General features: G+C 58.7%; 11 protein-coding genes. All 11 read right to left on the bottom strand.

Annotation, left to right across the window (positions count from 1 at the left end; translation table 11 throughout):
* Positions 1 to 86 precede the first annotated feature (86 nt).
* On the bottom strand, positions 87 to 464 hold the full coding sequence (locus ACRC4F_RS06425) for a DUF6124 family protein (protein ID WP_438658579.1): 378 nt from the start codon (positions 462 to 464) through the stop codon (positions 87 to 89).
* Between the two features lie 476 nt (positions 465 to 940).
* The gene (locus ACRC4F_RS06420; protein WP_438658578.1) at positions 941 to 2,971 is read right to left on the bottom strand and encodes a pyridoxamine 5'-phosphate oxidase family protein; all 2,031 of its coding nucleotides are present in this window, start codon (positions 2,969 to 2,971) and stop codon (positions 941 to 943) included.
* A gap of 63 nt (positions 2,972 to 3,034) precedes the next feature.
* Positions 3,035 to 3,661: a glutathione S-transferase family protein gene (locus tag ACRC4F_RS06415; protein WP_438658577.1), complete on the bottom strand. Its 627-nt coding sequence runs from the start codon at positions 3,659 to 3,661 to the stop codon at positions 3,035 to 3,037.
* A gap of 130 nt (positions 3,662 to 3,791) precedes the next feature.
* Complete coding sequence (locus ACRC4F_RS06410) at positions 3,792 to 4,694, bottom strand: LysR family transcriptional regulator (RefSeq protein ID WP_438658576.1); 903 nt, start codon at positions 4,692 to 4,694, stop codon at positions 3,792 to 3,794.
* A gap of 78 nt (positions 4,695 to 4,772) precedes the next feature.
* On the bottom strand, positions 4,773 to 6,605 hold the full coding sequence (gene glmS, locus ACRC4F_RS06405; protein ID WP_438658575.1) for a glutamine--fructose-6-phosphate transaminase (isomerizing): 1,833 nt from the start codon (positions 6,603 to 6,605) through the stop codon (positions 4,773 to 4,775).
* 1 nt (position 6,606) lies between these two features.
* A complete protein-coding gene (locus tag ACRC4F_RS06400; RefSeq protein WP_438658581.1) occupies positions 6,607 to 7,386 on the bottom strand; it encodes a DeoR/GlpR family DNA-binding transcription regulator in 780 nt (259 codons plus the stop codon).
* A 212-nt stretch (positions 7,387 to 7,598) separates the two neighbouring features.
* A complete protein-coding gene (gene glmU, locus ACRC4F_RS06395; protein WP_438658574.1) occupies positions 7,599 to 8,966 on the bottom strand; it encodes a bifunctional UDP-N-acetylglucosamine diphosphorylase/glucosamine-1-phosphate N-acetyltransferase GlmU in 1,368 nt (455 codons plus the stop codon).
* 116 nt (positions 8,967 to 9,082) lie between these two features.
* On the bottom strand, positions 9,083 to 9,508 hold the full coding sequence (locus tag ACRC4F_RS06390; protein WP_010465460.1) for a F0F1 ATP synthase subunit epsilon: 426 nt from the start codon (positions 9,506 to 9,508) through the stop codon (positions 9,083 to 9,085).
* A 45-nt stretch (positions 9,509 to 9,553) separates the two neighbouring features.
* Positions 9,554 to 10,933 carry a F0F1 ATP synthase subunit beta gene (gene atpD / locus ACRC4F_RS06385; RefSeq protein WP_008155715.1) on the bottom strand — a complete coding sequence of 460 codons (1,380 nt, stop codon included), beginning with the start codon at positions 10,931 to 10,933 and terminating at the stop codon, positions 9,554 to 9,556.
* Between the two features lie 27 nt (positions 10,934 to 10,960).
* Complete coding sequence (gene atpG, locus ACRC4F_RS06380) at positions 10,961 to 11,821, bottom strand: F0F1 ATP synthase subunit gamma (RefSeq protein ID WP_438658573.1); 861 nt, start codon at positions 11,819 to 11,821, stop codon at positions 10,961 to 10,963.
* A gap of 50 nt (positions 11,822 to 11,871) precedes the next feature.
* On the bottom strand, positions 11,872 to 13,416 hold the full coding sequence (gene atpA, locus ACRC4F_RS06375; protein ID WP_008007884.1) for a F0F1 ATP synthase subunit alpha: 1,545 nt from the start codon (positions 13,414 to 13,416) through the stop codon (positions 11,872 to 11,874).
* Positions 13,417 to 13,437 lie beyond the last annotated feature (21 nt).

Genomic DNA, 13,437 nt, shown 5'->3' with positions numbered 1-13,437 from the left:
GAGCCTGCTCGCGATAGCGGTGTGTCATCCAGCATGGATGTCGACTGATACACCGCCATCGCGAGCAGGCTCGCTCCCACAGGGGATTAGCGGTGCGGCGCGGGGTTTGGTATGGCGACGTTATCCAGCATCCGGTTCACCGCCAACTCAGCCAGCATGACGATCTGTTGAATCGCCATCGCCGTGTGCCGGTTCGGGCCTTCCAGATACCCCGCGAAATCACTCGCCATCACACTGGCCTGGGCCAATGACTCGCAGGTGTGGGCCAGCAGGTCTTCGTCTTTGATATCCGGTGCGATCACAAACATCGTGCTGGGTTTGCGGGCGACAGGGGATTTAAGGGCTGCGGGGTTTAGGTAGTGATCGAGCGCGCGTTCTGCGGCTTCGTTGAGTTTTTTGGAATCGATGGATTCGTAAGGGGGAACGTCGTCGGTTTCCGGGGGATTGGGTGTTTCTTTGAACATGGTGACACTCCGAATGAAAGGTTTGGCTGCCACTGATCGCTGCGACGCGATGTGAAGGAGGCAGCTGTACGCGGGGTCGCAGACCGAGCCATTCGGAAACTCGGCATACCCGAAGGTATCCCGCGCACAGCCACCATTAAGCAAAACGACTAGCATCGAAGCGCTGTGGTTTGGGCTGGCGATTATGCACCAAATGAACTGAACGGACTGCGACGCCCGGTCGCTGATGTGCAGCGACGTTCAAAGCCTATCCCCCCGACTTCCAACACAACAACCGCTAGAACGTGTCGGAATCGTCCCCCGGAACATGCAAGTCTGTAGGACGTCTGCAGTAATTTTCAGTCCAACATCGGCCCCAATGTGGGAGCGAGCCTGCTCGCGATGGCTGTTTAACATTCAACATTGAAGTTGCCTGACACACCGCTATCGCGAGCAGGCTCGCTCCCACAGGGGATCTTCTGTGCATTCCTGATTGGTTACAGATCCAGTACCAACGGCTGCGAACCTTGCGCCGGCACCGCGCAGCAAATCAGCACTTCTCCCGCATCAGGCACTTCCGCCGGGGGCTGTGGATAATTCACCTCCCCGCTGATCAGGCGAGTCTTGCAGGTCCCGCAGGAACCACCGCGGCAGCTGAATTCCGGGCGCAATCCACGGCTTTCCGCCAACTCCAGCAAACTGCCGCCCTCCGGCTGCCAGCGTGCCTCTTTTGCCGAGCGCTGGAACACCACGGGTACCGAAACGATGGCGGCCGGTGGTTGCTCGATAACCACGGCGTCCGGGTCCGGCGTGCGTCGCAGCGTCGACGGACCAAAGGTTTCGGCGTGAATCCTTGAGTCGCGAATGTCCATGTCCCGCAAGCTGTCGTACAGCCCTTGGGTAAAACTGCCCGGACCGCAGAGGACGAAATCCACCTGGTCGTAGTCTTGCACCTCAAGAATCGTCTTGAGCAAATCGGCGTCGATGCGCCCGGTCAGGTCAAAATCTTCACCCTCGCGGGCATCCGGCTCCGGCTGACTGAGTAACCGCAGCACGCGCACCGCGTCACCGAGGCCATCAAGCAAACGGTCCAGCTCAGGACGAAACGGTTGATCGGCCAGGGTTCGCGAACTCTGGAAAAACCAGGTCGGACGGATGCCCCGCGTGCGCAGGCCTTGATAAACAACCTCACGCACCATCGACAGCAGCGGCGTGATGCCGACACCCGCAGCCAACAGCACCAGCGGCCGCCGCTCATTGGGCGCCACGGTGAAATGCCCCTGAGGCGCCCGCGCTTCCAGCACATCGCCGACCCGGATCTGCTCATGCAGGTGCGAAGACACCACCCCGTCGCGCTTCACACTGATGCGGAAAAAGTCATCGGACGGTGCGCTCGACAGGCTGTACGTGCGGATATGCACCTCGCCGGCAATGTTGAATCGCAGGGGCAAATGCTGCCCGGCCTGAAACACCGGCAACCCGGCGCCATCGGCAGGCTCCAGATAGATCGAGCGGATGTTGTGGCTTTCCCGCTCGATCCGCGCCACCCGCAGCGGCCGCCAATGATCGCCCAGGGCCTTGGCTTGCAGGCGTGCATTCGCCTGCGCCCAGGTGCCGGTCAGCAAACTGGTGGGTGAGACGCCGTCAAAGCGCCAGCGCAAGGCCAAAGCTGCGGGCCGACGTACCACTCGCTCCACGTCGAATGTCCACAACCGCTCAGCCCCTTGAAAGGCTTCGACTTGCGGGCCTTCGAGGATGACTTGAGCGCGGCCACTGAGATGCAGCAGGTCGCCCGTATTGAAGTCGATGAACAACAGACCGGCACGAGGATTAATCAGCAGGTTGCCCAAGGTGTTGAAGAACAGGTTGCCGGCGAAGTCCGGGATGGTCAGGCGATTGCCTTCCACCTGGACGAAACCGGCCTGGCCGCCCCGATGAGAAACGTCCACCGAGCGTTGACCGTCGACGTCCACATAACTGGCGACAAAGAAGGTATCGGCGCTGGCGATCATGGCTTGGGCCGCGTCATCCAGCGCATTGAGGTGTTGCGGAACACGGGTCGCCGGATCCGCCAAGGCCACCGAACGAAACTGGCGCAGTTGAATGTATTGCGGGCAATTGCCGAAAGACTGCTCAACAGTCACCCCGAAACCGCTCTCGGTGACAGCGCCGACTCGGCCATTCATACGGTTGCGACGCCGGGTGTGCAGCTCGATACCGAGCAGACCGATCGCCGCGCCCTCTTGCAATTGCGCAGGGTCATCGCTGCCGGGCAGGCTGGCGAACTGCAACAGCGCAGGTGCTGGAGAGTGAGCAAAACCCGGCGGCCCTTCAAGAATACTGGCCCAAGGGTTACCGTCAGTATCCACCGCGCCGTACAGCATGAACGGCAGTTGCTGATAGAACTGACGGTGCTGATCCGGCATCTCGCCGCGAATCACCCTACGCCCTAATGTGTCCATTCGCTCGGCCACACCCACGTGAGCCTGCAACTGTTTCTCGCCAGCGTGCCAAGGTGAACGGTCCATAACGGCTTCTCCCCTGCGCTCATCGCGCAACAAGAACGGCCCGACTGAGTCGGGCCGTGAACATCAGGCAGTTTTTTGCAAACCGGCGACGGTGCGCGGCATGCCGACAAACCCTGGCAAGGCTTCGATACGCGCCAGCCAGGCACGGATGTTGGCGTAGTCGTCCAGCGACACGTTGCCTTCGGGAGCATGGGCGATGTAGCTGTAGGCCGAGACATCGGCGATGGTTGGTTCGTCGCCGACAAGGTATTGCGTGGCGGCCAGTTCCTGATTGATCACTTTGAGCCAGGTATGGGAATAAGCGATCACTTCTTCGGCGTTGTAAGACGCACCAAACACTGTGATCAACCTCGCTCTTGCCGGGCCAAAGGCAATCGGTCCAGCGGCGACCGACAACCAGCGCTGAACCCTGGCCGCACCGACCGGGTCAGCCGGCAGCCAGCGACCGTTGCCGTATTTCTGCGCCAGGTAAACCAGGATCGCATTGGAATCGGCCAGCACTACACCTTGGTCATCAATCGCCGGCACCTGACCAAACGGATTGAGTGCCAGGTAATCCGGCTGCTTGTGTGCGCCTTTGGCCAGATCGACAAAGATCACCTCGGTCGGCAATTGCAGCAGGGACAGCATCAGCTCCACACGGTGAGCATGGCCAGAGCGAGGAAAGTTGTAGAGTTTGATGGCTTGCATGGTCGACTCCGCTAAATGGAGGCGCCGTTTGGAAGGAGTGGGCGCCGATGGGTTGTCATCTTCCACCTGCTACCGAAACAAAAGAATAACCAGCAAATGCAATCCATTATTTCAACTGGCGCAATAACGCCTAGTTCTTCAAGGCTGGATGCTCGCGCAGAGCCTTCACCGTGAAGTCGACAAAACTGCGCACTCGCGCTGGCGCTTTACGCCCGCCCTGATAAATCACATGAATCGGTAACGGCGCCAACTCGAATTCGGCCAGGATGATTTGCAACTCACCCGCCGCCACCTTTCCCGCGACTTGATAAGACAACACACGGGTGAATCCCAGGCCCAGACAGGCGGCCGTGATGGCAGCCTGATTGGCGGTGACCACCAGCCGAGCCTCTGTGCGCACCGTCAACGGTTCGCCATTTTCAAGGAACGGCCAGTTGCGTAACTGGCCCGTGGCCGATGTCGCAATAATCGGCGCCTGCACCAGATCCTGCGGATGCAAGGGCTGACCATGGGCTGCGATCAGCGCTGGGGAACCACAAATCACCCGCCGCACTTCGCCGACCCGAATCGCATGCTGATTACTGTCAGGCAAATCGCCGATGCGCACCGCTACATCGATACCCTCTTCGACGACACTGACCACCCGATCAAGCAACAGCGCATTGATGCTGACCTCTGGAAACTGCGCCAGATAATCAACCATCACCGGCGTGACAAATAACTCCCCGAACAATACCGGCGCGGTAATCGTCAATTGCCCACGGGGTTGCGCGTGACTGCCCGCCGCCGAATCCTCCGCTTCCTGCACCTCAGTCAGAATCCTCCGACAGTCCTCCAGATAACGCTGCCCCGCCTCGCTCAAGTACACACTGCGAGTAGTGCGCGTCAGCAATTGCGTGCCGATGCGCTTCTCCAGCGCTGCTACTGCTCGAGTGACGCTGGCTGCCGACATCCCCAAACGCCGCGCCGCCGCCGAGAAGCCTTGCTCCTTGGCGACGGCGGCGAAGACCTGCATTTCCTGGAATCTGTCCATCGGGCAATGTCCTTCTTTGGATAAAAAAAATCGCAACCATAGGCTGCGATTTTTAGTGTTCAGTCAGCTGTGGATAACTTATTCCACCGTCACCGACTTAGCCAGGTTCCGCGGCTGGTCAACGTCCGTGCCTTTCAACACCGCCACGTAGTACGACAGCAACTGCAGCGGGATGGTGTATAGGATCGGCGACAGGATGTCGTGGATGTGCGGCATTTGCACCACGTGGGTGCCTTCGCCGTTGGTCATACCAGCCTTTTCGTCTGCGAAGACAATCAGTTCGCCGCCACGGGCGCGGACTTCCTGAAGGTTGGACTTGAGCTTCTCCAGCAGTTCGTTGTTCGGCGCCACGGTGACCACGGGCATGTCGTTATCCACAAGCGCCAACGGGCCGTGCTTGAGTTCGCCCGCCGGGTAAGCTTCAGCGTGGATGTAGGAGATTTCCTTGAGTTTCAGGGCGCCTTCCATCGCCACCGGGAATTGCGCGCCACGACCGAGGAACAGGGTGTGGTTCTTTTCGGCGAACAGCTCGGCGATTTTCTCCACGGTGCTGTCCATCGCCAGGGCTTCGCCCAGACGGGTTGGCAGACGACGCAGTTCTTCAACCAAGGTCGCTTCGACACCTTTGGCCAAGGTGCCGCGAACCTGGCCCAGGGACAGGGTCAGCAACAGCAGGCCGACCAATTGGGTGGTGAAGGCTTTGGTCGAGGCCACGCCGATTTCGCGACCGGCTTGAGTCAGCAGGGTCAGGTCGGATTCACGCACCAGCGAGCTGATGCCGACGTTGCAGATCGCCAGGCTGGCGAGGAAGCCCAGTTCCTTGGCGTTGCGCAAGGCGGCCAGGGTGTCGGCGGTTTCGCCGGACTGGGAAATGGTGACGAACAGGGTGTCTGCCTGCACCACGACTTTGCGGTAGCGGAATTCGCTGGCCACTTCGACCTGGCACGGGATACCGGCCAGTTCTTCGAGCCAGTAACGGGCAACCATACCGGCGTGGTAGCTGGTGCCGCAGGCGACGATCTGTACGTTGCGCACTTTGGCGAACAGCTCGGCAGCCTGTGGACCGAAAGCCTGAACCAGGACACCGTTCGGGCCCAGGCGACCTTCGAGGGTGCGTTGAACCACGGCCGGTTGCTCGTGGATTTCCTTGAGCATGAAGTGGCGGAACTCGCCTTTGTCAGCCGCTTCTGCACCGTCGCGATACTGCACGGCTTCACGCTCGACGACTTGGCCGTTGACGTCCCAGATGCTCACGCTGTCGCGGCGAATTTCGGCGATATCGCCTTCTTCCAGGTACATGAAGCGGTCGGTGACCTGACGCAGGGCCAACTGATCGGAAGCGAGGAAGTTTTCACCCAGGCCCAGGCCAATCACCAACGGGCTACCGCTGCGAGCTGCAACCAGACGATCAGGTTGATCAGCACTAATTACCGCCAGACCATAAGCACCGTGCAGTTCTTTAACGGTGGCTTTGAGGGCCACGGTCAGATCGCGCAGGTCCCTGAGTTTGTGGTTGAGCAGGTGAGCGATGACTTCGGTGTCGGTGTCCGAAGTGAACACATAACCCAAGGCCTTCAGCTGTTCGCGCAGGGCTTCGTGGTTTTCGATGATGCCGTTGTGCACCACGGCCAGGTCGCCGGAGAAATGCGGGTGAGCGTTGCGCTCGCACGGCGCACCGTGTGTGGCCCAACGGGTGTGGGCGATGCCGAGGCGACCGACCAGCGGTTCGGCTTCAAGGGCGAGTTCCAGCTCGCTGACCTTGCCCGGACGACGCGTGCGCTCAAGCTTTTCGTCGTTGGTGAAGACCGCCACACCGGCGCTGTCATAGCCACGGTATTCCAGGCGTTTAAGACCTTCGAGCAGGATGGCGGTAATGTTACGTTCTGCGACTGCGCCGACAATTCCACACATGCTATTTCTCCTGACTGACAGCCGCGCAAATCAAATTGATGCCGCGGGCCTGAATCTGATCGCGCGCCGCGGACGGCAGGCGATCATCTGTAATAAGGGTATGGACGCTGCTCCAGGGCAGCTCCAGGTTGGGAATCTTGCGGCCGATCTTGTCGGCCTCCACCATCACGATCACTTCGCGGGCGACGTCAGCCATGACCCGGCTCAGACCCAGCAATTCATTGAAGGTGGTGGTACCGCGAACCAGATCGATGCCATCGGCACCGATGAACAACTGGTCGAAGTCGTAAGAGCGTAGTACTTGCTCGGCGACCTGCCCCTGAAAGGACTCTGAATGCGGGTCCCAGGTGCCACCGGTCATTAAAAGCACCGGTTCGTGTTCGAGTTCGCTCAAGGCATTGGCAACGTGCAGGGAATTGGTCATCACCACCAGTCCCGGCTGCTGGCCGAGTTCCGGAATCATGGCGGCGGTGGTGCTGCCGCTGTCGATGATGATCCGCGCATGCTCGCGAATCCGCGTAACAGCGGCACGGGCAATGGCCTGCTTGTATTTGGAGACCGGTTGACCAATGTCGGCGACCAGCTCCTGAGGCATGGTGATCGCTCCGCCATAGCGGCGCAGCAACAGACCATTACTTTCAAGCGCGGCCAAGTCCTTGCGAACCGTAACTTCAGAAGTTTCGAAGCGCTTGGCCAGCTCATCCACACTGACTTCACCCTGCTCAGTGAGCAAGGCGAGAATGTTGTGGCGACGTTGGGGTGTATTGCGTTTCGACATGATCTGATAAGTTTCGATTCGAAAGATAACGTAAGCAATCAAAACCTATCGGTGAAACTTCGTCAAGCCTGCGCAAGAAAAATATCTGTGGATAAAAGCATCGCGGGCAAGTCCGCTCTCACAAGGTCTTGCAAACCTTGTGAGAACGGGCTTGCCCGCAATGACGATCAATCAGGCTGTGTATCACTAAAACCTGAAAACGCTGTGTGGATAACTCAGCTCTTCTTGATCTTCACCGGCCGTTTCCAGCCATCAATATTCTTCTGACGTGCACGACCCACCGCCAATTGTGCGTTATCCACATTCTGGGTAATGGTCGAACCGGCCGCCGTCGTCGCACCTGAAGAGATATCCACAGGTGCCACCAACGAGTTGTTGGAACCGATGAACACATCTTCACCCAACACGGTCTTCCATTTGTTGGCGCCGTCGTAGTTGCAGGTGATGGTGCCCGCGCCAATGTTGGTACGCGCGCCGATCTCGGCATCACCCAGGTACGTCAGGTGACCGGCCTTGGCGCCTTCGCCCAGATGAGCGTTTTTCAGCTCGACGAAGTTACCCACATGCGCGCGAGCCTCAAGCACTGTGCCTGGACGCAAGCGTGCGAATGGGCCGGCATCGCTGCCCTCACCCAGGATCGCGCCTTCGATATGGCTGTTGGCCTTGATCACCACGCCTTTGCGCAGGGTGCTGTTCTTGATCACGCAATTCGGACCGATCACCACGTCATCTTCAATGACGACCTTGCCTTCGAGGATCACGTTGATGTCGATCAGCACATCGCGGCCGACAGTGACTTCGCCACGCACGTCGAAACGCGCCGGGTCACGCAGGGTCACACCTTGCGCCATCAAACGGCGACCGGCGCGCAGCTGATAATGGCGCTCGAGCTCAGCGAGCTGCTTGCGATCGTTGGCGCCCTGCACTTCCATGGCGTCGTGGGGTTGCTCGGTGGCCACTACCAAACCATCGCTGACTGCCATCGCAATCACGTCGGTCAGGTAGTACTCGCCCTGAGCATTGTTATTGGAGAGACGGCTCATCCAACTGCCCAGTTGCGCGAAAGGCAACGCCAGGATGCCGGTGTTGCCTTCAGTGATCGCGCGCTCGGCTTCGTTGGCGTCTTTCTGCTCGACGATGGCCGTGACCTTGCCGGCGGCATCGCGGACGATACGGCCATAACCGGTCGGGTCATCCAGCTCGACGGTGAGCAAACCCAGCTGCTGCGGCGCCACTTTCTTGAGCAGGCGTTGCAGAGTTTCCACTTCAATCAACGGCACGTCACCGTACAGGATCAGAACGGTGTCGGACTCGATGAACGGCACGGCCTGAGCCACCGCATGACCGGTACCCAGCTGCTGGTCCTGCAGGACGAAATTCAGATCGTCCGCCGCCAGACGCTCCCGCACCGCTTCGGCGCCATGGCCGATCACCACGTGGATGCGCTGTGGATCAAGTTGTCGGGCGCTGTGGATAACATGGCCAAGCATCGAGTTGCCGGCAATCGGGTGCAGGACTTTTGGCAACGCCGAACGCATGCGAGTGCCTTGGCCGGCAGCGAGGATAACGATTTCAAGAGACATGACTGGCTACCAATCCTGGGTGGTCAGCGGCTGCGACCAGGTTATAAAAGTCGGAAAAGAAAAAAGGGTAGCCGAGGCTACCCTTTTTAATCAATCGCGCAACAAGCAATGGCCTATTAGTGGCCAAACTTCTTGCGGATCTGCTGGACGGTGCGCAGCTGAGCTGCGGCCTCGGCCAGACGTGCGGCAGCAGAACCGTAATCGAATTCCGCGCCCCGCTCATGCAAGGCCTTCTCGGCAGCCTTAACGGCTTCCTGAGCGGAGGCTTCGTCCAGGTCGGCAGCACGTTGCACGGTGTCGGCAAGAACCTTGACCATGTTCGGCTGAACCTCGAGGAAACCACCGGAGATGTAGTACACCTCCTCTTCCCCGCCCTGCTTGATCAGGCGGATCGGACCCGGCTTGAGATTGGTGATCAGCGGCGCGTGACCCAGGGCGATACCAAGATCACCCAGAGCACCGTGCGCAACCACCATCTCGACCAGACCGGAAAAGATTTCTCCTTCCGCGCTGACGATATCGCAATGGACTGTCATAGCCATCTGATTGCCTCAACCTAAATGAGCGCCCGTTGCCGGGCGCCGGGATTACAGTTTCTTGGCTTTCTCGATCGCTTCTTCGATGCCGCCGACCATGTAGAACGCTTGTTCTGGCAGGTGGTCGTAGTCACCGTTGAGGATGCCTTTGAAGCCAGCAATGGTGTCTTTCAGGGAAACGTATTTACCCGATGCACCAGTGAAGACTTCAGCCACGAAGAACGGCTGCGACAAGAAACGCTGGATCTTACGAGCACGGTTTACCAACTGCTTGTCGGCTTCCGACAGCTCGTCCATACCCAGGATCGCAATGATGTCCTTCAGTTCTTTGTAACGTTGCAGAACATACTGTACGCCGCGAGCGGTGTCGTAGTGGTCCTGGCCGATTACGTTCGGGTCCAGCTGGCGCGAAGTCGAGTCGAGTGGATCGACCGCTGGGTAGATACCCAGGGAAGCGATGTCACGGGACAGAACGACGGTGGCGTCCAAGTGGGCGAAGGTGGTCGCTGGCGACGGGTCAGTCAAGTCATCCGCAGGTACGTATACCGCTTGGATCGAAGTGATCGAACCGTTTTTGGTCGAAGTGATGCGCTCTTGCAGAGTACCCATCTCTTCGGCCAGGGTCGGCTGGTAACCTACTGCGGAAGGCATACGGCCCAGCAGTGCGGATACTTCAGTACCGGCCAGGGTGTAACGATAGATGTTGTCGACGAACAGCAGAACGTCGTTACCTTCGTCACGGAACTTCTCGGCCATGGTCAGGCCGGTCAGTGCTACGCGCAGACGGTTACCCGGCGGCTCGTTCATCTGACCGTAAACCAGTGCCACTTTGTCCAGAACGTTGGAATCCTTCATCTCGTGGTAGAAGTCGTTACCCTCACGAGTACGCTCACCCACACCGGCGAACACGGAATAACCGCTGTGCTCGATGGCGATGTTACGGATCAATTCCATCATGTTTACGGTCTTGCCTACACCGGCACCACCGAACAGACCGACTTTACCACCCTTGGCGAACGGGCAAACCAGGTCGATAACCTTGATGCCGGTTTCCAGCAGGTCGTTGCCGCCCGCTTGTTCAGCGAAGGTTGGCGCAGGACGGTGAATGCCCCAGCGCTCTTCGGTGTCGATCGGACCAGCTTCGTCGATCGGGTTGCCCAGAACGTCCATGATCCGGCCCAGAGTCGCTTTACCGACCGGTACGGAGATGGCTGCGCCGGAGTCGGTGACTTCCAGACCGCGCTTCAAGCCTTCGGTGGAACCCATCGCAATGGTACGAACCACGCCGTCGCCCAGCTGTTGCTGAACTTCCAGGGTGGTTTCAGCCGCGCTCACTACTTTCAGCGCGTTGTAGATGCTCGGTACGCTGTCGCGTGGAAATTCCACGTCGATAACGGCGCCGATGATTTGAACGATACGTCCGCTACTCATAGCTGGATCCTCTGAATATTTGAACCGTTAAACCGCGGCAGCGCCGCCGACGATTTCCGAGATCTCTTGGGTGATCGCAGCCTGACGCGCCTTGTTGTAGACCAGCTGCAAATCGCTGATCAAATCACCGGCGTTGTCGGTAGCGTTCTTCATCGCGATCATCCGCGCAGCCTGTTCAGCCGCGTTGTTCTCGACCACCGCCTGGTAGACCTGCGACTCCACGTAACGGACCATCAAGCCGTCAAGCAGCTCTTTGGCGTCCGGTTCGTACAGATAATCCCAGTGGTGCTTGAGTCCTTGATCCGGGGTTGCCACCAGTGGAATCAACTGCTCCACGGTAGGCGTTTGCGTCATGGTGTTGACGAACTTGTTGGACACCACGGACAGGCGGTCAATACGGCCGTCCAGGTAGGCATCCAGCATCACCTTGACGCTGCCGATCAGGTCATTGATCGACGGCTCTTCACCCAGGTGGCTGATAGCTGCTACGACGTTACCGCCGAAGTTGCGGAAGAAAGCCGCACCCTTGCTACCAACAACACACAGATCAATCTCGACGCCGTTTTCGCGGTTTACCGCCATGTCCTTGACCAGGGCCTTGAACAGGTTGGTGTTCAAGCCACCACACAGACCACGGTCACTGCTCACTACGACATAACCGACGCGCTTGATTTCACGCTCGATCATGAACGGGTGGCGATATTCCGGGTTGGCGTTGGCCAAATGGCCAATAACCTGGCGGATGCGCTCCGCATAAGGACGGCTAGCAGCCATGCGCATTTGTGCCTTGCGCATTTTACTGACCGCCACTTTTTCCATGGCGCTGGTAATCTTTTGCGTGCTTTTGATGCTCGCAATCTTACTGCGAATCTCTTTTGCGCCTGCCATGTAACACCTATCAGGTTAGCAAGCGGGAGCCTTTCGGCCCCCGCTGCGGCTTACCAGGTTTGGGTGGCCTTGAACTTCTCGATACCGGCTTTCATGCCAGCGTCGATTTCGTCATTGAAGTCACCCTTCACGTTGATCTTCGCCATCAAATCGGCGTGATCGCGGTTGAAGAAAGCAATCAGCGCTTGTTCAAAGCTGCCGATCTTGGCGATTTCAACGTCAGTCAGGAACCCACGCTCAGCGGCATACAGCGACAGCGCCATGTCAGCGATCGACATTGGTGCGTATTGCTTCTGCTTCATCAGCTCGGTAACGCGCTGACCATGCTCAAGTTGCTTACGGGTCGCTTCGTCCAGGTCAGAAGCGAACTGGGCGAATGCCGCCAGTTCACGGTACTGAGCCAGAGCGGTACGGATACCACCGGAGAGCTTCTTGATGATCTTGGTCTGAGCGGCACCACCCACACGGGATACCGAAACACCGGCGTTCACAGCAGGACGGATCCCGGAGTTGAACATGGCCGATTCCAGGAAGATCTGACCGTCGGTGATGGAAATCACGTTGGTCGGAACGAACGCGGAAACGTCGCCAGCCTGGGTTTCGATGATCGGCAGTGCGGTCAGGGAACCGGTTTTGCCGGTCACTGCGCCGTTGGTGAACTTCTCTACGTATTCTTCCGAAACGCGGGATGCGCGCTCCAGCAGACGGGAGTGGAGATAGAACACGTCGCCTGGGTAAGCTTCACGGCCTGGTGGACGGCGCAGCAGCAGGGAAATCTGGCGGTAAGCCACTGCTTGCTTGGACAGATCGTCATAAACGATCAGCGCGTCTTCACCGCGGTCGCGGAAGAATTCACCCATGGTGCAACCGGAGTACGGTGCCAGGAATTGCAGTGCTGCAGATTCCGAAGCGCTCGCTGCCACGACGATGGTGTTAGCCAGTGCGCCGTTTTCTTCCAGCTTGCGAACCACGTTGGCGATGGTCGATTGTTTCTGACCGATTGCCACGTAGACGCAGAAAATGCCGCTGTCTTTCTGGTTGATGATCGCGTCGATCGCCAGAGCGGTTTTACCGATCTGACGGTCACCGATGATCAGCTCACGCTGGCCACGGCCGACAGGGATCATGGCATCGACAGCCTTGTAGCCAGTCTGTACAGGCTGGTCTACCGACTTACGCCAGATCACGCCTGGAGCAACTTTCTCGACCGCATCGGTCTCGGTGTTGTTCAGCGGACCTTTGCCGTCAACCGGGTTACCCAGTGCGTCGACTACGCGACCCAGCAGTTCCTTACCAACCGGAACTTCGAGGATGCGGCCGGTGCACTTGGCGCTCATGCCTTCAGCCAGAGACTGGTAGGAGCCCAATACAACGGCACCTACGGAGTCTTGCTCCAGGTTGAGAGCCATACCGAAGACGCCGCCCGGAAACTCGATCATCTCGCCGTACATGACGTCGGCCAGACCGTGAATCCGCACGATACCGTCAGATACGCTGACGACAGTGCCTTCGTTACGGGCTTGGGAGGTCACATCGAGCTTGTCGATGCGGCCCTTGATAATTTCACTTATTTCGGAAGGATTGAGTTGCTGCATTGCTCTGCTGCCCCTTCAAAC

Source organism: Pseudomonas sp. (assembly GCF_051660785.1).
Classification (GTDB): Bacteria; Pseudomonadota; Gammaproteobacteria; order Pseudomonadales; family Pseudomonadaceae; genus Aquipseudomonas.
This window is presented reverse-complemented; position numbering and strand designations above follow the sequence as displayed.

Excerpts from the sequence above, each read along its gene's own strand:
- ACRC4F_RS06425 (WP_438658579.1), bottom strand. The coding sequence starts at position 464 with ATGTTCAAAGAAACACCCAATCCCCCGGAAACCGACGACGTTCCCCCT.
- ACRC4F_RS06420 (WP_438658578.1), bottom strand. The coding sequence starts at position 2,971 with ATGGACCGTTCACCTTGGCACGCTGGCGAGAAACAGTTGCAGGCTCAC.
- ACRC4F_RS06415 (WP_438658577.1), bottom strand. The coding sequence starts at position 3,661 with ATGCAAGCCATCAAACTCTACAACTTTCCTCGCTCTGGCCATGCTCAC.
- ACRC4F_RS06410 (WP_438658576.1), bottom strand. The coding sequence starts at position 4,694 with ATGGACAGATTCCAGGAAATGCAGGTCTTCGCCGCCGTCGCCAAGGAG.
- glmS (WP_438658575.1), bottom strand. The coding sequence starts at position 6,605 with ATGTGTGGAATTGTCGGCGCAGTCGCAGAACGTAACATTACCGCCATC.
- glmU (WP_438658574.1), bottom strand. The coding sequence starts at position 8,966 with ATGTCTCTTGAAATCGTTATCCTCGCTGCCGGCCAAGGCACTCGCATG.
- ACRC4F_RS06390 (WP_010465460.1), bottom strand. The coding sequence starts at position 9,508 with ATGGCTATGACAGTCCATTGCGATATCGTCAGCGCGGAAGGAGAAATC.
- atpD (WP_008155715.1), bottom strand. The coding sequence starts at position 10,933 with ATGAGTAGCGGACGTATCGTTCAAATCATCGGCGCCGTTATCGACGTG.
- atpG (WP_438658573.1), bottom strand. The coding sequence starts at position 11,821 with ATGGCAGGCGCAAAAGAGATTCGCAGTAAGATTGCGAGCATCAAAAGC.
- atpA (WP_008007884.1), bottom strand. The coding sequence starts at position 13,416 with ATGCAGCAACTCAATCCTTCCGAAATAAGTGAAATTATCAAGGGCCGC.